The following is a 20,251-nucleotide window of genomic DNA, read 5'->3' as shown; positions in this document are numbered from 1 at the left end:
CAGGCGGGTTTTTTTTTGCCACAAATCTAAAATTACTCTGCAATGACGATGCTGCCATCGGCTTGCTGGCGGTAGATGGTGTAGGGCAGCAGCAGTGTGTCCATCGCCCCGGACACGACCACGTCGAGCAGCACGATAGCGGGGGCTGGGCCATGTACCTGCGCATCCCGACCGTCCTCGAGGGGCGCGTTCAGGTAGCAGAAATCGTAGGTCACGCCGCTGTAGATTCGCGGTACCGCGCCGCAATAACTCTTTTGTTCCTTGAGGCTTTTTGCGGCCACTTCGTCACTGCGCACAACCGTCTGAATCGTGCCGCAACCCGCCAGCATCATTGCCACGAGTAGCATTGCCTGAGTTTTCATGCCGTCAATCCTTCGCCGGAAACCGTCAATCTACTTCAGGCTGAAACAAATATCACTCACGCCATGGGCGGCAACCGGCGCTTGACCGGGGTTTTCTTGACGATCGCCGTATTGGTTTCAGCGTGGGTGTTGAGGCGGTCGAGCAGGGTGTCCAGTTGTTCCATCGAGCGCACATGCAGGCGCGCAATGAAACAGTCGTCGCCGGTCACCTTGTCGCACTCGGTGAATTCGGGAATGGCCATGATTTGCCGTTCCACTTCCTGCAATTGCCCCGGCAGCGGACGAATACGCACGATGGCCTGGAGTTGATAGCCAAAGCATTTCGGGTCGATTTCAACGGTGTAGCCCTTGAGCACGCCACGCTCTTCCAGGCGACGCAGACGCTCGGCAACACTGGGTGAGGACAGGCCGCTGATTTGCGCCAGGGCCTTGAGCGAGCGCCGCGAGTCTTCCATCAGCGCCGTGATCAGCAGCTGGTCGATGTCATCGGTCATGGCGAAACCCTCTGTTAGGCATTTTTTCAAAACGGCCTTTATAAAAAAGGCAGATCCAGAGTTTAGCCTGCTTTTTGCTCTGGAGTAGCCCCTGGGTGCATTGGCATACTTTGGCCACAAACACAGGAGTCTGATGATGGACAAAACCCTACGCCGCGGTTCGTTCGAAATGACGGCCGCCATGCTGATCTCCGGCACCATCGGCTGGTTCGTGCTGGTGTCCGGGCAACCGGTGCTGGACGTGGTGTTCTGGCGCTGCCTGTTCGGTGCCGGCACCTTACTGCTGATTTGCGCGGCTTTCGGCTTTCTGCGCCCGGGCATTCTGACCCGCACCACGTTCCTGCTCGCCGTGCTGAGCGGTGTGGCGATTGTCGGCAACTGGGTGCTGTTGTTCGCGTCCTATTCCCGGGCGTCAATTGCCATTGGCACCGCCGTCTATAACGTCCAGCCGTTCATGCTGGTCGGGCTGGCGGCGTTGTTCCTCAACGAAAAGATCACCGCGCAGAAACTGACCTGGCTGGGCGTTTCGTTTCTCGGGATGCTGGCGATTGTCAGCGCCCATGGCAGCCAGGGTGGGAGCGGCAGCGATTACCTGATGGGCATTGCCTTGGCCTTGGGCGCGGCGTTTCTCTATGCGATTGCCGCGCTGATCATCAAGCGTTTGACGGGCACGCCACCGCATTTGATCGCGCTGATCCAGGTCAGCACCGGCGTGTTGTTGCTCGCGCCATTCGCGAATCTTTCGGTATTGCCGCAGGCACCGAGCGCGTGGGCCAGCCTGGTGACGCTGGGCATGGTGCACACCGGCGTGATGTACGTGTTGCTGTACGGTGCGATACAAAAACTGCCGACTGCGCTGACGGGCGCACTGTCTTTCATCTACCCGATCGCGGCGATTTTCGTCGACTGGTTTGCTTTCGGCCATCGCCTGGAGCCGCTGCAATGGATCGGAGTCGCGGCAATTCTGCTGGCCGCTGCCGGCATGCAACAAGGCTGGTCACTGAAGTTTCGGCGCACGGTGACGCCCTGAGCGTCACCGTGCGGCGTCAGATGTTCCGGCGATGTTCGTCGGCGGTTATGGCCTGGCCGTACGATGACTCAGAAGATGTAGTCGGTGGTCAGGAAGCTCGAACTGCGGCCGCTGATGATCTCGCTGATCAGGTCCTTGTTGGTCTCCTGGAACTTGGTGGCCACCAGGGTGCGGATCGAAAACACCCGCAGTGCGTCATGTACCGACAAGGTGCCTTCGGCCGAGTTCTTGCGACCATTGAAGGGGTAGGTGTCCGGGCCGCGTTGGCACTGGGCATTGAGGTTGATGCGCCCGACCTGGTTGGCGAAGGTGTCCACCAGCCGGCCGACCGCCACCGGGTTGGTGCCGAAGATGCTCAATTGCTGGCCGAAATCCGACTCCAGCACGTAGTCGATCACAGTATCCAGATGACGGTACGGCACGATGGGGATGACCGGGCCGAATTGTTCTTCCTGATAAACCCGCATCTGTGGCGTGACCGGGTACAGCACCGCCGGGTAGAAGAACGACGCACGAGCCTCGCCGCCGTTGGGGTTGACCACCTTGGCGCCTTTGCTCTCGGCGTCCGCCACTAGTGCATGCAGATAGTCGACCTTGCCCGATTCCGGCAGCGGTGTCAGGGCTACGCCACTTTCCCAGGGCATGCCGGGTTTGAGGTTGGCGAGCCTGGCATTGAATTTGTCGATGAAGGACTCGACCACGTCTTCGTGGACAAACAGGATTTTCAGGGCGGTGCAGCGCTGGCCATTGAACGACAGCGAACCGGTCACCGCTTCACTGACCGCATTGTCCAGATCCACTTCCGGCAGGACGATGCCCGGGTTTTTCGCATCCAGGCCCAGCGCCGCGCGCAAGCGGTGGGGTCTCGGATGGAGTTTTTTCAGGTCACTGGCGGCCTTGTTGGTGCCGATGAAGGCAAAGATGTCGATCTTGCCGCTGGCCATCAGCGCACTGACGGTCTCGCGACCGCTGCCGTAGATGACGTTGATCACCCCGGTCGGGAAACTGTCGCGGAAGGCCTCCAGCAGCGGGCGAATCAGCAGCACGCCGAGCTTGGCCGGCTTGAACACCACGGTGTTGCCCATGATCAGCGCCGGGATCAGCGTGGTGAAGGTTTCGTTCAACGGATAGTTGTAAGGCCCCATGCACAGGGCCACGCCCATCGGCACGCGACGGATCTGGCCGAGGGTGTCCTGTTCCAGTTCGAAACGGCTGGAGCGGCGGTCGAGTTCCTTCAGCGCGTTGATGGTGTCGACGATGTAGTCGCAGGTGCGGTCGAACTCCTTTTCCGAGTCCTTGAGGTTCTTGCCGATTTCCCACATCAGCAACTTGACCACGGCGTCGCGCTGCTCGCGCATGCGTCCGAGGAAGGTTTCGACGTGCTGGATGCGCTCGGCCACGCGCATGGTCGGCCACAATCCCTGGCCGCGGTCGTAGGCGCGCACGGCAGCGTCGAGGGCGGTCAATGCGGTCTCGGCATCGAGCAACGGCGTGCTGCCGAGGATCACTTGCTCGTCGCCATTCGGGCCGGTCAGGTACACCGGGCTGCGGACCTGAGCCAGCGGCCCGTTCCAGGTTCTGAGTTGTCCATCGACCAGGTACTCGCGCTGCTCGGTCTGGCCGTCAAGGCGGTACTTTTCCGGGATGTCGGCGGGGCTTGGGAACAGGTTCTGGAGAATATTGGCTGTGGTCATGTCGCTACCCCTCTGGATTGGCTGATGCACTGATGAATCGTTTTAGCAGACCTCAGCAACGCTTGTCATGACTCATCTCAGCGTTTTGCCGCACGGCGTGATGTCCGGGGACTTATCGGGCCTTGCGTCATGGCCTCAGAAGCTCCCCTTGTTGGCCCCCAATGCCCTCAACCCGCCCACGCGGGGTGCCTTAATGTTGACTCTCCTTGATCACAACAAAAAAAAGCTGCACCCGGCTGGCCGGGCAGCCAATGAGAGGACAGCCATGCGGGCAAGCCGACTAACTGAAAAGCCTAGCCTTTGTTTGGCCTTGGTGGGGTGTGTCTTTGCGGCGTTGCTTGCAGGGTGCGGTGAGGAGCCGAACAACCCGCCGACCCGCAGCGAAGCAAACGCCGCAAGGCCCGCCGACGCCGAGCTGGCGCAGGTCTACGACAACAGCTGCAAGCTGTGCCACGCCAACCCGGCGGCCGGGGCGCCGCTGACCGGCGATATCAAGGCCTGGCAACCACGGGTATTGCAGGGCGCCGACACGCTGCTCGACCACGCGATCAACGGTTACAACGGCATGCCGCCGATGGGCATGTGCATGCAGTGTTCGCAAGAACAGTTCCTGGCGCTGATTGCCTTTATGTCCGGCCAGCAAATCCAATAACAAGAACGGCAGGGTGCGATTCATGACGATGGACCTGACACGGCGTCAGTTGTTGCAACGGGCGAGCGTCATTGGCGCCTTTACCGCGCTCGGCTCAACGTCGGCACTGGCCGAGCTGCTGCGCGCTCCACGCCTGATTCCCTGGCGCAACTGGTCGGGCGGCCAGAGTTGCCTGCCGGCGGCGCGGCTGGCGCCCAAGAACCTGGATGAGTTGACGCAAGTGGTGCGCCAGGCCCCCGGTAGGATTCGTCCGGTGGGTTCGGCGCACTCCTTCAGCGCGCTGGTGCCCACCGACGGCACCTTGCTGTCGCTGAGCTATTTCACGGGTTTGCTTGATCACGATGCGAAAACCCTGCAGGCCGAGTTCGCCGCTGGTACGCCGATGTCACGCATGGGCACGCCGCTCAAGGACATCGGCCAGGCCCTGCAGAACATGGCTGACATCGATTACCAGACCCTGGCCGGCGCGATCTCGACCTCGACCCACGGTACCGGCAAGAACTTTCAATCGTATTCGGCGCATGTCTGCGGCATGCAGTTGGCGACCGCCAGCGGCGACGTGCTGGACTGCGACACCAGCCGCCATCCTGAAGTGTTCAGCGCAGCCCGGGTGTCCCTGGGGGCGTTGGGCGTGGCAACCAAAGTGCGCCTGCAAAACCGCCCGGCGTATCGCTTGCGGGAACGGCAGTGGATCGCCAGGACCGAAGAGTTGCTGGAAGACCTGGACAAGAACACCCGGGAAAACCAGCACTGGGAAATGCTCGTGGTGACCCATTCCGACTACGCCTTGTCGATCGCTCTGAACGAAACCACCGACCCGGCCACACCGCCGGTGCCGGCGGATGAGGAGGGCGGCAACGAGTTTGTCACGCTGATCGAGAAGATCGACAAATACACCAGCGACTTCCCGGACCTGCGCCGCACCCTACTCAATAACCTGCGCCACCTGGCCAGTTTCGATGACCGGGTGGGTGACTCGTTCGATATCTACGCCAACGTGCGCACGGTGCGTTTCAACGAAATGGAATATTCCGTACCGGCCGAATACGGCCCGGCCTGTTTGCGCGAGATCCTCAAGCTGATCCAGGACAAGGACCTGCGCACCTGGTTTCCGATCGAATACCGGTACGTCAAGGCCGACGACATTCCCCTGAGCATGTTCGAAGGCCGCGACAGCTGTTCGATCTCGGTCCACCAGCATTACCAGATGGATCATCACAACTTCTTCGCCGCCATCGAGCCGATTTTCTGGAAGTACAACGGTCGGCCCCACTGGGGCAAGTTGCACACGCTGAACGCGAAAAACCTGCAGCCGCTGTACCCGCGCTGGCAGGAATTCATCCAGGTGCGGCAGGCGCTCGACCCCAGCGGCAAATTTCTCAATGCGCATCTGTCATCGATTCTGGGGGTGAGCTGATGGCTGTCAATCGCCGCAATTTTTTGCTCGGCAGCGCAGGCGTCGGCGCCTTGTTGGTGGGGGGCGGGGCGTGGCTGCGGCCGGGTGACCGAGGCGCGCCGTACAGCGATTACTTCCGTACGCTTAACCGTGAACTCAAGGACCACGGCCCGATGCGACCGGTGATGCTGATCGACCTTGATCGGCTGGATCACAACATCGATGTGGTGATGCAATCGGTCAAGCGCGGCGGAAAACACCTGCGCCTGGTGGAAAAATCACTGCCGTCGCCGGGACTGCTGGCCTACATCGCCCGACGCGCCGGCACCCAACGCCTGATGTCGTTTCACCAACCCTTTCTCAATCATGACGCGGTGCAGTTTGCCGAGGCCGACATTCTGTTGGGCAAGCCGCTGCCGGTGCGTTCGGCCGAGTTGTTCTATCAGTCGCACAAGGGGCCTTTCGACCCTTCGAAGCAATTGCAGTGGTTGCTCGACACGCCGCAACGCTTGCAGCAATACCTCGCCCTGGCGCAGGGGCTAGGCACGCGATTGCGGGTGAACATCGAACTGGATGTCGGGCTGCATCGCGGTGGCGTCAGCGACCTTGGCGCACTCGGGCAGATGCTGACGCTGATCAGCCAGCACCCGCAGCACCTGGAATTCGCCGGGTTCATGGGTTACGACCCGTTCGTGGGCATGGGCGTGCCGGGGATTCTGGGCGCGCCCGAGGAGCTGTTCGCCAAGGTGATGGTGATCTACAACCGTTGCGTCGATTTTACCCGTCAGCAATACCCCGGTTTGTGGCGCGAAGGGCTGACCCTCAATACGGCCGGCAGCCCGAGCTATCGCATGCATGAACATGAACAGCTCAGCAGTGAAGTGTCGGTGGGGACGGCGATGCTCAAGCCCACTCACTATGATTTGCCGTCACTGGCGGAGCATGTGCCGGCCGCTTACATCGCCACGCCGGTGTTGAAAAGCACCGGGGCGGTGAATATTCCGGCGCTGGATGACAAGTCCAGGCTGTTTTCCTGGTGGGACACCAATCAGCGCGAGACGTATTTCATCTATGGCGGGAACTGGATGGCGCAGTTCGAATCGCCCGCGGGGTTGCAGAGCAATGGCGTGTATGGCCGCAGCTCGAACCAGGAAATGGTCAATGGTTCGGCGGCGGTGGGGCTGACGGTTGAGGATCAGGTGTTCTTGCGGCCGGCCCAGACGGAGTCGGTGTTGTTGCAGTTCGGGGATTTGCTGGCGGTTCGGGGTGGGAAGATTGTGGATAGCTGGCCGGTGTATTCCTGAAGAAGATTCTGAGTCTGTTAGACCGCTATCGCGAGCAGGCTCACTCCCACATTTGGAATGCATTCCAATGTAGGAGTGAGCCTGCTCGCGATAGCGTCAGCTCAGTCAAAACGCATACGGAATACTGACCTTCGCCCAAAGCATTTCCCCTTCAGGCCGGTTTTCCACGTCGAACTCCTTGGCCCAGCGAAGCTCCGCGCTGGCGTATTCGAGAAAGGTCCAGTGCAGCGCCGGGCCAATGGCAAACACCTGCCCGCGCACCCCGTCGTTCACGTCCTGGCCATTGAACTGCACGGTGTGGCCGAACTGTTTGTCGTCGGTGGTTTGCTTGAGGTAGTAGCCGTTCAACCCGAGCATCAGGTCGTCGGTAATCTTGAAACTGGCGGAATAGTCGAAGTGGAAAATCTGCCCCGACTTGTAGTCGGTGTCCTTGTTTTTCTCGTTGAAACTGTAGGTGGTCTTCATCGACACCTCGGTTCTGTCCGTCGGCAGCCAGGTGAAGGAGAACAGCGGTTTGTAGGTGTAGAAGTTGTTGCTGGTGTTGGCCAGGCGATCAACGCTGTATTCGCCGGTCGGCACGGTGACTTCAATGGCGGCGCCGAGGGTCAGGTTTGGGCCCATGTCCCAGAGAATGATCGGCGCGACCGTGGTGTCGCCCATGCCTTCGCGGGTGTCCTGCAAGCCGAACACCGAGACTTCCTGCTTGAGCCAGGGCTGCGCGATGTAGCCACCCAGCCGGCCGCCAAACACCCGCACCGGGCTGAGGTAATCCAGGCGCGGAATGACCGCCGTGGACTCGATCTCGACGTTCGGCACCTTGCCGCCGAGTGAACTGATGTTCAGCTTCGTGGCTTTGTAGTGGTTGTAGTAGAGGTTGAACGCAACCATGTTGTCCGGAAGGCTGTCGGGCGAAAGCGGCAACATGAAAAAGCCGTCGGTGCCGGTGCCGATGTTGTCCACGCCGGCCTCGGTGGCCAGTGCCGGTTGCAGGGCGCAGACGCCGGCCAGGCCAATGACCAGTAGGGGAAGTGTCGTGCGGGTCGGGATCATGGGTGTACTCATTATTATTGTTAGCGGGCTGTCCGGCATCCATACGAGGGCCGCAACATAGAAATAAGCTGTCTGCGCCCTGCAAGGCAGGGTATTGGCGGCCATTTAGGGGGACTTCTGCGGACAGCCTTTGAACCCTGTGCTAACTTCCTTCGACATAACCTGTTACAAAAATAAGAATGCAGCTCGTCCCGGAATGTATGGCCCCATGCAAATGAAAGTGATCGATCCCACCTTTGAACTGGCGCTGGTGTCGCCGTTTCTCCTGCAGACCCTGGCCGAAGTCGCCGAGCAAAAAGGCATCCACCCACAGAGCCTGTGCCGAGGGTTGGGTTTTACCTTTGAAGACCTGCAGGACCCGGCGCAGCGTATTTCCTATCGGCAGGCCGTGGCCATGATTCAGCGCGCGCTCAAGGCTTTGCCCAATCAGGGGCTGGGCTTGTGGGTCGGCGCGCAGAATGTGCTCGGTACGCTGGGGTTGTTGGGGCATGTGTTGTCGCTGTGCAAGACCCTGCGCGATGCCTTTGAACTGGGCATTCGCCATCAACACACCTCTGGCGGCATTGTCGTGTCGAGTGTGGAGGAGGCGGGGGATCGGGTGTTTATCGACGTTGAATGCCGCTTGCCGTTCGCCGACGTGCAGTTGTTCGCGGTCGAGGAATTTTTCGCCAGCCTGCTGGTGTACGGCCGGGCGCTGGTCGGGGCGGATTTCAAGCCGATGGCCGTGGAGTTCATGCATGCCGCGCCAGACTATCTCGGCGAATATTCGCGCCTGCTGGGGGCGGACGTGCGTTTTGGTTGCCTGCAAAACCGAATGGTGATCGAAGCGCACTGGCTGGGCGTTCACTTGCCCAATCACCATTCCCTGGCCCTGCGCCAGGCCGTGAAACTGCTCGAACTGGAAGCCGCGCAGGTGCACCAGAAAATGGACCTGATCCAGGCGGTGGAACGGGCGATTGCCCGGGACCTGACCGAAGGCAGCCACATCGAGAAAATCGCCGGCGACCTGAACATGAGCAGCCGCACCTTGCGCCGCCGCCTCACCGAACACGCGCTGACCTTCGAAACGTTGCTGGAACAAGTGCGGCAGGCCCGCACCATGAGCCTGCTGGCCAACCCGGACATGTCCATCGAACGCATCACCGAGGAAGTCGGCTACAGCGACGTGCGCAGCTTTCGCCGGGCGTTCAAGCGCTGGACCGGCATGAGCCCGAGTGCGTTCCGCAACGAAAGCCCCAGCGTGGTTTGATCTTTTTGTGGTGAAGGGGGTAAGCCCCTTTGCCACAGGTTCCTGGCCTCTGACGGCACACAAACCCTCGTACTCCGGTTAAACTCTGTGCTCTTTTTCAAGGAGTTCATATGAGCCATTATCAGCCGGGCATTCTCGCCACCCCCGTTCCGCCTCAAGCCCGCCATATGTTCTTCGCCCTCGAATCCGTCGAAGCATTGCCGGTCGCACTCGATAACTTGATGCAACTGGTGGACGGGAAATCGGCTGTCGTCGGCTTCGGCGAATCCCTGGTCAAGGCACTGGGTGGGCAGATCGAAGGCCTGCGCACTTTCCCGGCACTAGCTGGGGTCGGCGTCGACAATCCGTCGACCCAGCACGCGCTCTGGTGCTGGCTGCACGGTGAAGACCGTGGTGAGTTGCTCAACCGCAGTAACGCCATCGAAGCGGCACTGGCCCCGGCGTTGCGTCTGGTGCAGATGAACGAAACCTTCCGCCATATGAACGGCCATGACCTGACCGGCTTCGAAGACGGCACCGAGAACCCCCACGACGCAGCCGCCGTGGCCGCCGCCCTGGTGGGTGAGGGCGCGGACGGCACGGTGGGTGGCAGCTTCGCCGCGATCCAGCAGTGGCAGCATGACTTGAAAGGTTTCCATGGGCTGTCGGCGGATGAAAAAGACAACATCATGGGCCGCCGCTTGAGCGATAACGAAGAGATCGACGACGCGCCGGTTTCCGCCCACGTCAAACGCACCGCCCAGGAAAGCTTCGCGCCTGAGGCCTTCGTGGTGCGCCGCTCGATGCCGTGGATCGAAGGTGACCGCGCCGGGCTGATGTTCCTGGCCTTCGGTTTTTCCCTCGATGCCTTCGAAGCCCAACTGCGCCGCATGAGTGGCCTGGAAGACGGCATCACCGACGGTCTGTACCGCATCAGCCGTCCGGTCACCGGTGGCTACTACTGGTGCCCGCCGCTCAAGGACGGTCGACTGGACCTGCGCGCATTGCGCATCGGCTGAGTAGCAAGGAGAGCCTATGAACCTGGTGCGCTGGGGCATGATCGGTTGTGGCAGTGTCGCTGAACGCAAAAGCGCACCGGCCTTCTACAAGGCGCCCGGATCGGCGTTGGTGGCGGTGATGGGCCGGCGCCTTGAAGCCGTCACCGACTACGCCGCGCGCCACGGCATCGCGCGGGTCTACACCGATGCGCAGGTGCTGATCAACGATCCCGAGGTCGACGCGGTGTACATCGCCACGCCGCCCGACAGTCATCACGCTTATGCCTTGCAGGTGGCCGCCGCCGGCAAGCATTGCTGCGTCGAGAAACCGATGGCGCTGAATGCCGGGCAAAGCCGCGAGATGCAGCAGGTGTTTGCCGATGCCGGGCTGCACCTGTTCGTGTCCTATTACCGACGTTCGTTGCCACGCTTCCGGCAAGTGCGGCAATGGCTGGAAGAGGGGCGGATCGGCGAGGTCCGGCACTTGAGCTGGACCCTCACCAAAGCCCCGTCGGCAGCGGACCGGAACGGTACTGATAACTGGCGCACCGATCCGGCGATCGCCGGTGGTGGCTACTTTGCGGATCTGGCCAGCCATGGCCTGGACCTGTTTCAGTACCTGCTGGGCGATATCGTCGAAGTCGCCGGGTTCACCGCACGCCAGGCCGGTTTGTACGCGGCCGAAGATGCCGTCAGCGCCACCTGGCGGTTTGCCAGCGGGGCACTGGGCATGGGCTGCTGGAACTTCGTTGCGGACCGTCGCGAAGACCGGGTCGAAGTGATCGGCAGCAAAGGCCGGATCACTTTTTCAGTGTTCGATGAACACCCGGTCGAACTGCACGCCGATGAGCACCTCAGCCTGACCATCGAGCATCACGCCCACATTCAGTGGCACCACGTCCTGGGCATGAATGCGCATATTCGTGGCGAGGCGCAGCACCCGGCCGTGGCCGGCGAGGCGCTGAAGACCGATTGGGTGATGGACCAGATTCTCAAGCGCCACTGATTCTTCAGGCCACACATAACCCCCTGTAGGAGCGAGCCTGCTCGCGATGGTCGTCAACGATAACGCTGGAAGTCTGACACCCCACGGCGTTCTCGGGTTTATCGCGAGCAGGCTCGCTCCTACAGTTTCGGATTGCGCAGCGCATCTAACCTTATGCGCATTCGGTATTTCTCAAGCGTGTCATAACCTCTCTAAGATCACGTCATAACTCGTTATAACAAGTGATCTGCCATGACCGATAACGTTCTATCCCTGAGCAGCGTCCCATTGCACACCCAGCTGCGAGACGTGCTGCGCGCCCGCATCCTCGACGGCGAATACCCGCAAGACAGCCAGATGCCTTCCGAAAGCGAGCTTGGCGCGTTTTTCAAGGTCAGCCGCATCACCGTGCGCCAGGCCTTGGGTGACCTGCAAAAGGAAGGGCTGATCTTCAAGATCCACGGCAAGGGCACCTTCGTCGCCAAGCCGAAAACCTTCCAGAACGTCAGCACCCTGCAAGGCCTGGCCGAGTCCATGACCGGTCGCGGCTATGAGGTGATCAACCGCCTGCGCAGCTTCAAATTCATTGCCGCCGACAAGCTCGTCGCCGAGCGTTTGCAGGTCGCCGAAGGCGAGGTCGTGGCGCAGATCAAACGGGTGCGCCTGATCAATCGCGAGCCGATTTCCCTGGAAATCACTTATCTGCCCAAGGCGGTTGGCGAGCGCCTGGAAAAAGCCGACCTGGTCACCCGCGACATTTTCCTGATCCTGGAAAACGACTGCGGCCTGGCCCTGGGGCACGCCGACCTGGCCATCGACGCGGTACTGGCCGACAGCGACCTGACCCAGGCGCTGAACGTCGAACCCGGCTCGCCGATCATGCGCATCGAACGCCTGACCCACGATGTCGACGGTTGGCCGCTGGACTTCGAACACCTTTACTACCGTGGCGATGCCTTCCAGTACCGCCTGCGGATCGACCGGCAAAAAGGGGAGCAGGCATGACGCGCAGCACGTTGGAGCAGGAATACGACATCGTCGTCATCGGCGGCGGCACCGCCGGCCCCATGGCGGCGATCAAGGCCAAGGAACGCAACCGCGACCTGCGGGTGTTGTTGATCGACAAGGCCAACGTCAAGCGCAGTGGCGCGATCAGCATGGGCATGGACGGCCTGAACAACGCGATCATTCCCGGTCACTCGACGCCGGAGCAATACACCAAGGAAATCACCATCGCCAACGACGGCATCGTCAATCAGGCCGCGGTGTACGCTTATGCCACCCACAGCTTCGAGACCATCGAGCAACTGGACCGCTGGGGCGTGAAATTCGAGAAGGACGAAACCGGCGACTACGCGGTGAAAAAGGTCCACCACATGGGCGCTTATGTGTTGCCGATGCCGGAAGGGCACGACATCAAGAAAGTCCTCTATCGGCAGTTGAAGCGTGCGCGGGTGAGCATCACCAATCGCCTGGTCTGCACCCGATTGCTGACGGATGGAGAAGGCGCGGTCAACGGCGTGATGGGCTTCGACTGCCGTACGGCGGACTTCCATGTGATCAAGGCCAAGGCGGTGATCCTCGCCTGCGGTGCCGCCGGGCGCCTGGGATTACCGTCCTCGGGCTACCTGATGGGCACCTACGAAAACCCGACCAATGCCGGCGACGGCTACTCGATGGCCTACCACGCCGGGGCCGAACTGGCGAACCTGGAATGCTTCCAGATCAACCCGCTGATCAAGGATTACAACGGCCCGGCTTGCGCCTACGTCACCGGTCCCTTGGGTGGCTACACCGCCAACAACAAGGGCGAACGCTTCATCGAGTGCGACTACTGGAGCGGGCAGATGATGTGGGAATTCCATCAGGAGCTGGAAAGCGGCAATGGCCCGGTGTTCCTCAAACTCGATCACCTGGCCGAGGAAACCATCCAGAACATCGAAGAGATCCTGCACAGCAACGAACGTCCGAGCCGCGGCCAGTTCCACGCCAATCGCGGCACCGACTACCGCACTCAGATGGTCGAGATGCACATCTCCGAGATCGGTTTTTGCAGCGGGCATTCGGCGTCGGGGGTGTGGGTCAACGAGAAGGCCGAGACCTCGGTCAAGGGCTTGTACTCGGCCGGGGACATGGCCGCCGTGCCGCACAACTACATGCTTGGCGCGTTCACCTACGGCTGGTTCGCTGGCAACAACGCAGCGGATTTTGTCGCCGGGCGCGAGTTTTCAGCCCTGGATGCCCGGCAGATCGAAACCGAAAAACAACGGGTCTATGCACCGCTGGATCGTTTACACGGTCTGCCACCGGCCCAGGTCGAATACAAGCTGCGGCGCTTCGTCAACGACTACCTGCAACCGCCGAAAGTGACCAAGAAGATGCAGATCGGCCTGCAACGCTTCAGCGACATCCAGCGCGACCTCGACCAGATCAAGGCCCACAACGCCCACGAGCTGATGCGCGCCATGGAAGTCAGCATGATCCGCGACTGCGCCGAGATGGCCGCCCGCGCTTCATTGTTCCGCGCCGAAAGCCGCTGGGGGCTTTACCACCATCGCGTCGATCACCCACAACGCAACGACCGCGACTGGTTCTGCCATTGCCACCTGAAGAAAGACGAGAACGGTTTGATGAGCAGTTTCAAGAAAGCCGTCGAGCCTTACATCATCCCGCTGGATGCCGACGAGATGCAGGCCTACGACCGGCTACGGGTCGGCGCGGATGCCGCCTGAGCATCACCCAAGAGAGAGACCGTGAAATGGCCTATCAAGCCCAGGAAATCTTCTTCCGCTCCAACGCCCCCGTCACTGTCGACGAGGACAAATGCATCGCCCACAAGGGCTGCACCGTGTGTGTCGACGTTTGCCCGATGGACCTGCTGGCCATCAACCCGGCTACGCAAAAGGCCTACATGGCGTTCGATGAGTGCTGGTATTGCATGCCCTGTGAAAAGGACTGCCCGACTGGCGCGGTGAAAGTCGAAATCCCGTACCTGCTGCGCTGAACACAAATCAATGTAGGAGCGAGCCTGCTCGCGATGAAGCCAGCACTGGCGACATCTCCATTGACTGAAAGGACGCCATCGCGAGCAGGCTCACTCCTACAGTGGATCGTGGGCTGCTCAAATAATATTCAAAGCCATCCGGCCACCACCGGACGCCTGATTCACAACACCCCTCGTTTCCCACCGCGCCCTGATCGTGGCGGAGACGAACATCCTATAAATGATTCGAGGGGAAACACTCATGATGTTGCGTGCAGCTTTGGCCGGTCTGGTACTGGCTTCATTCACCCTGTCGGTCTCGGCCGAAACCATCCGCATTGCCATCGGCACCCAGGACACCACGATCAACTGCGCCGCCGGCGGATTGTTGATTCGCGAACTCGGGCTGCTGGACAAATACCTGCCCCACGATGGTCCCTACAAAGACGTCCAATACGAGGTGCAGTGGAAAAATTTCACCAGCGGCGCCCCCCTGACCAACGAGATGGTGGCCGGCAAACTCGACTTCGGCGCCATGGCCGACTTCCCCGGCGCATTCAACGGCGTGGCGTTCGAAACGGCGGGCAAGCACAGCCTGTTCATCAGCGTGCTGTCGGGCAGCATCAAGGGCAGCGGCAACGGCATCGTGGTGCCAAGCGCATCGGGCGTGCAGTCGCTGGCAGAGCTCAAGGGCAAGACCATTTCCGTGCCGTTCGCTTCCACCGCCCATGGCATGCTGCTGCGCGCCGTCGCGGCCCAGGGCTGGGACCCGCTCAAGGACGTGAACATCATCGCCCAGCCGCCGGAAGTCGCCGGCTCCGCGTTGCAGGCCGGCAAGATCGATGCCCATGCCGACTTCGTGCCATTCGCCGAACTGTTCCCCAACCGTGGTTTCGCCCGCAAGATTTATGACGGCTCCCAGGCCAACGCGCCGACCTTCCACGGTGCGCTGGTCGATCAGGCCTATGCGAAGAAGTACCCGGAAATCGTCGTCGCTTACCTGCGGGCGAGTATCGAAGCCAACCAGTTGCTGGCGGCTGAACCGGAAAAATACAGCGAGCTGATCGCCAAGGTCACCGGGGTCGATGCCGAGGTCAATTACCTGTTCCATGGCCCTCTCGGTGTGCAGACCCGCGACCTGAGCTGGAAGCCGGAATACCGTCAGGCCGTGGGCACCGCCATCGATACCCTCAAGCTGTTGAAGAAGGCCGATCGCGGTCTCGATCTCAACACCTTCATCGACGACCAATACATCCGCGCCGCCTTCAAGGCCTCGAACCTGGACTACAGCGTGCAACTGGCCAGTTACGGGCAGACGCCGCTCAAGGCCGTCGATGCCACCAGCGGCCAAGCCATCACCGACTTCAGCCACGTGGCGGAAATCTGGGTGCGCGGCGAGCCGAAGGTCCGCCAGTACGCCTCGGCGGAGTCGGCATTTACCGCGCTGACAGCGCTGAAACAGGAAGGCAAGAACATCCGCGCGGTGTACACCCAGGCCAGCGACAGCGGGATCAAGCTGCTGGCGGACCAGGCGTGGTTTGCCACTGACGGGAAGGGGCAGTTGAGTGCGTTCCTGCTCAAAGGCCAGGCCCAGCAATTTGCCACGGCGCAGGGCGGCAAGGTCTTTGACTTTACCGATGCCACAGCCCAGGCCGTGGCAGTTCGCTAATCCCCAGAACACCACTGATCCCCTGTGGGAGCGAGCCTGCTCGCGAATGCGGTGGGTCAGTCGACATCAATGTTGAATGTCAGTCCGCTATCGCGAGCAGGCTCGCTCCCACAGGATTCTCGGGTTGAGAGGAGTAATTGTGTACCGATCATATTCACGCTGGATTCCCAGAGCCGCATCCTTGCTGCTCTGCCTCGTATTCTGGCAACTCGCCGCCAGCCACCACTGGAACCTCGGCCTGGTGACCTTCGCCAACATCCCGACACCCGTGGCGGTCATTGAAGCCGCCCTCGGCCTCGGCGACTCGGGCAAACTCGCGCAGCACCTGAGCAGCAGCCTCGGCCGGGTATTCGCCGGTTACCTCGCGGCGCTGATCATCGGCGTGGCTCTGGGCCTGGCCATCGGCCGCTCGAAATGGGCCGAAGATCTCTTGCTGCCGCCCTTGGAAGTGCTGCGCCCGATCCCGGCGGTGGCATGGATTCCCCTGGCGATCCTGATGTTTCCCTCGTCGGAGCTGTCGATGGTGTTCATCACCTTCACCGGTGCACTGTTCCCGATCCTGCTCAACACCGTGCACGGCGTCGAGGGCGTCGACCCACGGCTGATCGCCTCGGCGAAAAGCCTCGGGGCAGGGCGCCGGGCAATCCTGTTGGAGGTCGTTCTGCCGGGCGCAGCGCCCAGCATCATCACCGGCCTGGCCATCGGCATGGGCACCTCGTGGTTCTGCCTGGTGACGGCGGAGATGATCTCCGGCCAATTCGGCATCGGCTATTACACCTGGGAGTCCTACACCATCCAGAACTACGCCGACATCGTGGTCGGCATGTTGCTGATCGGCGTGCTCGGGATGGGCAGCAGCCTGTTGATCAAACGTCTGGGCGGGCTGTTCACGCCTTGGCATCGACCACGAGGAAAAGCCTGATGAGCGTTTTTCAACACCTGGAAGGGCGTATCGATATTCGCGGGCTGTCGATCAGCCTGGGCGAGGGCCACGAGGCTTTCGAAGCAGTGCAGGGCCTCGACTGCCAGATCGAGCCGGGGCAGTTCGTGTGCATTCTCGGGCCGTCCGGTTGCGGCAAATCGACCTTGCTCGGCGCCCTGGCCGGCCACCTGCAACCGCGCACCGGCACGCTTAACGTCGATGGCGCTGCAGTCTCCGGTCCATCGCCACAACGCGGCATGGTGTTCCAGCAGCACACACTGTTTCCGTGGCGCACGGTGCGCGACAACGTGGCGTTTGGCTTGAAAATGCGTGGCGTTGGCAAGGCCGAACGGCACAAGGCGGCGGATGAAATCCTCGCCCTGGTGGGCCTCGAAGGTTTTGCCGGGCGTTGGCCCGATCAGCTCTCCGGCGGCATGCAGCAGCGGGTGGAAATTGCCCGGGTGCTGGTCAACCGTCCGCGCCTGTTGCTGATGGACGAACCCTTCGGTGCCCTCGATGCCCTGACCCGATTGAACATGCAGGAACTGCTGCTGGACATCTGGACGCGCATCCGCACCACCGTGGTGTTTGTCACCCATGACATCGACGAAGCGCTATTCCTCGCCGATCGCCTGCTGGTCATGAGCTCGCGCCCCGGGCGGATCATCGAAGACCTGCGCCTGGACTTCCCCCGGCCGCGCAGCACGGAGTTGGTGACCCGTCCTGAATTCTCGCACCTCAAGCGCCATTGCCTCGAACTCCTGCGGCACGAAGACGGTCGGCAACTGCCGCGCCTGAACCCGCTCGGACTTCCCCCTGAAAACAAACTGCCGCGATTTGCCCTATGACCTCACTATTCGATGTAACCGATAACGACGACATCCTTGCCCTGCAACCGCGCCTGACCGATGACGACCCCGGTGTGCGCCGTATCGCACTGATCGAGTTGGCCGATCTTGAGGAGCCGGACGGCCTGCTGTGGTTGATCGATCGACTGGCCGAAGACCCGATTGCAGACGTTCGCGCCGAAGCCGCACGCCTGCTGGAAGCCTGGGAGGACGAGCCGGTGGTCGAAGCGTTGTGCCAGGCCCTGACGGATCCATCCCCGGCGGTGCAGGTGGCCGCTGCGCAAAGCCTCAGCCTGCTCAAGAGTGAAGCGGCGGGCCGAGTCATTCTGCCGTGGACCGGGCACGTCGACAGCGGCGTGCGCATCGCCGCGTTCCGGGCGTTGCGCGAGTTGCGTTGCCCCGATGCCGCCGATGCGGCGGCCCGGGCACTGATTGATGAAAGCGCCAGCGTGCGCCGCGAGGCGGTGGGCGTGCTCGGCTGGCTCAAGCAACTCGAGGCCTTGCCGGCACTGGCGCGGCTGGCCAGCGCTGACCCGGACACCGACGTGCGACGCGCCGCCACCGGGGCGCTGGGCCTGGCGTCTGACGCACAAGTGCTACCGGCCCTGCGCCAGGCCTTGCGCGATGATGCCTGGCAAGTCCGCGAAGAAGCCGCCACCACTCTGGGCAAGGTCGGCCACCTTGACGCCGGCCCGGCCCTGATCGACGCCCTGGAAGACGATTACTGGCAAGTGCGACTGCGCGCCACCCGCAGCCTCGGTCGCTTGCGTTTTGTACCTGCACTCGAAGCGCTGATCGACACCCTCGGCCACCGCATCAGCAACCTGCGCAAGGAAGCCGCGTTGGCCCTCGGCGAATTGAACGACCCACGGGCCATTGCGGCATTGCAGGGCGCACAGGACGACGGCGACCCTGAAGTGCGCAAGGCCGTGCGCATTGCCTTGAGTCAACTGCAATGAACCCGCTGGCGATTGGCAATTCCCGCGGCAAACAGCAGTTGCGACTGAACTGGCCTGATGGCCGCGAGCAACTGCTGGACCATGCCGAATTGCGCCGGCAGTGCCCGTGCTCGCAGTGCCGAGCCTTTCGGTTGCGAGGGATGGCGCTGATGGTTGATGGGCGGGTTCAGGTGATCGAATTGCACTCGCAGGGGTATGGACTGCAACTGGTCTTCAGCGATGGGCATGAGCGGGGGATTTATCCGTGGGCCTACCTGGCGCAACTCACCCCCGAAGCTGCCCCAATCTAAATGTGGGAGCGAGCCTGCTCGCGAATGCGGTGTGTCAGGCGACATTGATATTACTGACACGACGCCATCGCGAGCAGGCTCGCTCCCACAGGTGATCTGCCCGGCAGATGATTGACGGCCCTTGCCAGGAAAAAGCCAAAAGAGTACAAATGTACTCCATGACGACTCTGACTCCCCGCCGTACCGCCATCCTGACCTTTATCCGCGATCGCATCGCCGAGCACGGTCAGCCTCCGAGCCTCGCTGAAATCAGCGAGGCGTTCGGTTTCGCCTCCCGCAGCGTGGCGCGCAAGCATGTGCTGGCGCTGACCGAAGCCGGGTTCATCGAGGTCAACCCGAATCAGGCCCGGGGCATTCGCCTGCTCGGGCAGCCGCCGCGTCCGGAGTTGCTGGACATCCCGGTGCTCGGCCGGGTGGCGGCCGGTGCGCCCATCGGTGCCGATGCCGAGGTGCACAGCCGCTTGCTGCTCGATCCGTCGATCTTCTCGCGGGTGCCGGACTACATGTTGCGGGTGCGGGGTGATTCGATGATCGAGGACGGCATTCTCGACGGCGATCTGGTGGGTGTGCACCGCAGCCCCGAGGCCGTTAATGGCCAGATCGTCGTGGCGCGACTCGACGGCGAAGTCACCATCAAGCGCTTCGAGCGGGTCGGCGATGGGGTTCGCCTGCTGCCACGCAACCCGGCCTACCAGCCGATCATTGTCGAGGCCGACCGGGACCTGGCCATCGAAGGCGTGTTCTGTGGCCTGGTGAGGCAAGGCTGATGGGTGCCGTCGTTGCGCTGGATACGCTGTTCAATGGCGGCCAGGTCTGGAAGGGCCGGCCTGCGCCACCGGCTGCCAGCCCGCAACCCACTGGGCATGCCGCGCTGGACGCCGCATTGCCCAGCGGTGGCTGGCCGGAGGCGGCACTGACGGAAATCCTGTTGGCCGGGCAGGGCGTGGGCGAGTTGCAACTGGTGTGGCCGACGCTGGCACGGCTGTCGGCGGCGGGCGAGCGCATCGTGCTGGTGGCGCCGCCTTATGTACCGTATCCCCAGGCGTGGCAGGGCGCCGGGGTCGATCTGCGTCAGTTGTCGATCATCCAGGCCAGCGAGCGCGATGCGCTGTGGGCCGCGGAACAATGCCTGCGTTCGGGCAGTTGCGGCGCGGTGCTGTGCTGGCCGCACAAGGCCGATGACCGCGCCTTGCGCCGCTTGCAGGTGGCGGCGGAAACCGGCCAGACCCTGGCCTTCGCCTATCGTCCCCTCGGTGAAGCGATCAACCCTTCGCCAGCGGCCCTGCGCATTGCCATCGATGCCCGACCGGCACAACTGCGCGTGCTCAAGTGCCGCGGCGGCCTGGCCCGTTCGGCGCCGATTGCCTTCACCGTGGGGCATTGAGGT

General features: G+C 62.0%; 21 protein-coding genes. 17 read left to right on the top strand and 4 right to left on the bottom strand.

Annotated elements, in window-relative coordinates; translation table 11 throughout:
- Positions 1-32: 32 nt before the first annotated feature.
- Positions 33-362 (bottom strand): YceK/YidQ family lipoprotein, encoded by a 330-nt coding sequence (locus WHX55_RS17140; RefSeq protein WP_150723587.1) that lies wholly within the window; start codon positions 360-362, stop codon positions 33-35.
- Positions 363-418: 56 nt separating this feature from the next.
- On the bottom strand, positions 419-856 hold the full coding sequence (locus WHX55_RS17135; protein WP_046038550.1) for an Lrp/AsnC family transcriptional regulator: 438 nt from the start codon (positions 854-856) through the stop codon (positions 419-421).
- A 136-nt stretch (positions 857-992) separates the two neighbouring features.
- On the opposite strand from WHX55_RS17135, the gene WHX55_RS17130 reads away from it, so the two are divergent.
- Positions 993-1,886 carry a DMT family transporter gene (locus WHX55_RS17130; protein WP_353740864.1) on the top strand — a complete coding sequence of 298 codons (894 nt, stop codon included), beginning with the start codon at positions 993-995 and terminating at the stop codon, positions 1,884-1,886.
- Positions 1,887-1,954: 68 nt separating this feature from the next.
- Here WHX55_RS17130 and WHX55_RS17125 read toward each other — a convergent pair whose 3' ends face one another.
- Complete coding sequence (locus WHX55_RS17125; RefSeq protein WP_150755768.1) at positions 1,955-3,580, bottom strand: NADP-dependent glyceraldehyde-3-phosphate dehydrogenase; 1,626 nt, start codon at positions 3,578-3,580, stop codon at positions 1,955-1,957.
- 265 nt (positions 3,581-3,845) lie between these two features.
- On the opposite strand from WHX55_RS17125, the gene WHX55_RS17120 reads away from it, so the two are divergent.
- From WHX55_RS17120 to WHX55_RS17110, 3 genes are all read left to right on the top strand, one after another.
- Complete coding sequence (locus tag WHX55_RS17120; protein WP_353740863.1) at positions 3,846-4,232, top strand: c-type cytochrome; 387 nt, start codon at positions 3,846-3,848, stop codon at positions 4,230-4,232.
- 22 nt (positions 4,233-4,254) lie between these two features.
- Entirely contained in the window at positions 4,255-5,649 is a 1,395-nt protein-coding gene (locus WHX55_RS17115) for a D-arabinono-1,4-lactone oxidase (protein ID WP_353740862.1), read from the top strand.
- A 74-nt stretch (positions 5,650-5,723) separates the two neighbouring features.
- Positions 5,724-6,932, top strand: coding sequence for a DSD1 family PLP-dependent enzyme (locus WHX55_RS17110; RefSeq protein ID WP_353743059.1), 1,209 nt, complete (start codon positions 5,724-5,726; stop codon positions 6,930-6,932).
- Positions 6,933-7,037: 105 nt separating this feature from the next.
- Here WHX55_RS17110 and WHX55_RS17105 read toward each other — a convergent pair whose 3' ends face one another.
- Positions 7,038-7,982 (bottom strand): transporter, encoded by a 945-nt coding sequence (locus tag WHX55_RS17105; RefSeq protein WP_150756895.1) that lies wholly within the window; start codon positions 7,980-7,982, stop codon positions 7,038-7,040.
- Between the two features lie 208 nt (positions 7,983-8,190).
- Between WHX55_RS17105 and WHX55_RS17100 the strand changes: the two genes are divergently transcribed.
- The 13 genes from WHX55_RS17100 to imuA all read left to right on the top strand — a co-directional run bounded on the left by WHX55_RS17100 (position 8,191) and on the right by imuA (position 20,248).
- On the top strand, positions 8,191-9,231 hold the full coding sequence (locus WHX55_RS17100; protein ID WP_150755764.1) for an AraC family transcriptional regulator: 1,041 nt from the start codon (positions 8,191-8,193) through the stop codon (positions 9,229-9,231).
- Between the two features lie 110 nt (positions 9,232-9,341).
- Complete coding sequence (locus tag WHX55_RS17095; protein WP_353740861.1) at positions 9,342-10,229, top strand: Dyp-type peroxidase; 888 nt, start codon at positions 9,342-9,344, stop codon at positions 10,227-10,229.
- Between the two features lie 16 nt (positions 10,230-10,245).
- Positions 10,246-11,214 carry a Gfo/Idh/MocA family oxidoreductase gene (locus WHX55_RS17090; protein ID WP_353740860.1) on the top strand — a complete coding sequence of 323 codons (969 nt, stop codon included), beginning with the start codon at positions 10,246-10,248 and terminating at the stop codon, positions 11,212-11,214.
- Between the two features lie 231 nt (positions 11,215-11,445).
- Positions 11,446-12,198 (top strand): GntR family transcriptional regulator, encoded by a 753-nt coding sequence (locus tag WHX55_RS17085; protein ID WP_353740859.1) that lies wholly within the window; start codon positions 11,446-11,448, stop codon positions 12,196-12,198.
- On the top strand, positions 12,195-13,925 hold the full coding sequence (locus WHX55_RS17080) for a fumarate reductase/succinate dehydrogenase flavoprotein subunit (RefSeq protein ID WP_353740858.1): 1,731 nt from the start codon (positions 12,195-12,197) through the stop codon (positions 13,923-13,925). Before WHX55_RS17085 ends, WHX55_RS17080 begins: the two co-directional genes overlap by 4 nt.
- 26 nt (positions 13,926-13,951) lie before the next feature.
- Entirely contained in the window at positions 13,952-14,197 is a 246-nt protein-coding gene (locus WHX55_RS17075) for a ferredoxin family protein (RefSeq protein ID WP_008050632.1), read from the top strand.
- Positions 14,198-14,438: 241 nt separating this feature from the next.
- Positions 14,439-15,845, top strand: coding sequence for an ABC transporter substrate-binding protein (locus WHX55_RS17070; protein ID WP_353740857.1), 1,407 nt, complete (start codon positions 14,439-14,441; stop codon positions 15,843-15,845).
- Positions 15,846-15,984: 139 nt separating this feature from the next.
- Positions 15,985-16,767 (top strand): ABC transporter permease, encoded by a 783-nt coding sequence (locus WHX55_RS17065; RefSeq protein WP_353740856.1) that lies wholly within the window; start codon positions 15,985-15,987, stop codon positions 16,765-16,767.
- Complete coding sequence (locus tag WHX55_RS17060; RefSeq protein ID WP_150755758.1) at positions 16,767-17,615, top strand: ABC transporter ATP-binding protein; 849 nt, start codon at positions 16,767-16,769, stop codon at positions 17,613-17,615. Before WHX55_RS17065 ends, WHX55_RS17060 begins: the two co-directional genes overlap by 1 nt.
- Positions 17,612-18,574, top strand: coding sequence for a HEAT repeat domain-containing protein (locus tag WHX55_RS17055; protein ID WP_150756904.1), 963 nt, complete (start codon positions 17,612-17,614; stop codon positions 18,572-18,574). Before WHX55_RS17060 ends, WHX55_RS17055 begins: the two co-directional genes overlap by 4 nt.
- Positions 18,571-18,864: a DUF971 domain-containing protein gene (locus tag WHX55_RS17050; protein ID WP_150756905.1), complete on the top strand. Its 294-nt coding sequence runs from the start codon at positions 18,571-18,573 to the stop codon at positions 18,862-18,864. Before WHX55_RS17055 ends, WHX55_RS17050 begins: the two co-directional genes overlap by 4 nt.
- 149 nt (positions 18,865-19,013) lie before the next feature.
- Entirely contained in the window at positions 19,014-19,631 is a 618-nt protein-coding gene (lexA, locus tag WHX55_RS17045; RefSeq protein WP_150756906.1) for a transcriptional repressor LexA, read from the top strand.
- The gene (imuA, locus tag WHX55_RS17040; RefSeq protein WP_150723602.1) at positions 19,631-20,248 is read left to right on the top strand and encodes a translesion DNA synthesis-associated protein ImuA; all 618 of its coding nucleotides are present in this window, start codon (positions 19,631-19,633) and stop codon (positions 20,246-20,248) included. The genes lexA and imuA overlap by 1 nt, the downstream gene beginning before the upstream one ends.
- Positions 20,249-20,251: the final 3 nt, after the last annotated feature.

The sequence above is a fragment of the Pseudomonas fluorescens genome, from assembly GCF_040448305.1.
Lineage (GTDB): Bacteria > Pseudomonadota > Gammaproteobacteria > Pseudomonadales > Pseudomonadaceae > Aquipseudomonas > Aquipseudomonas fluorescens_BH.
Note: the sequence above shows the minus strand (reverse complement) of the source record. Positions and strands in the feature narration are given on the sequence as shown.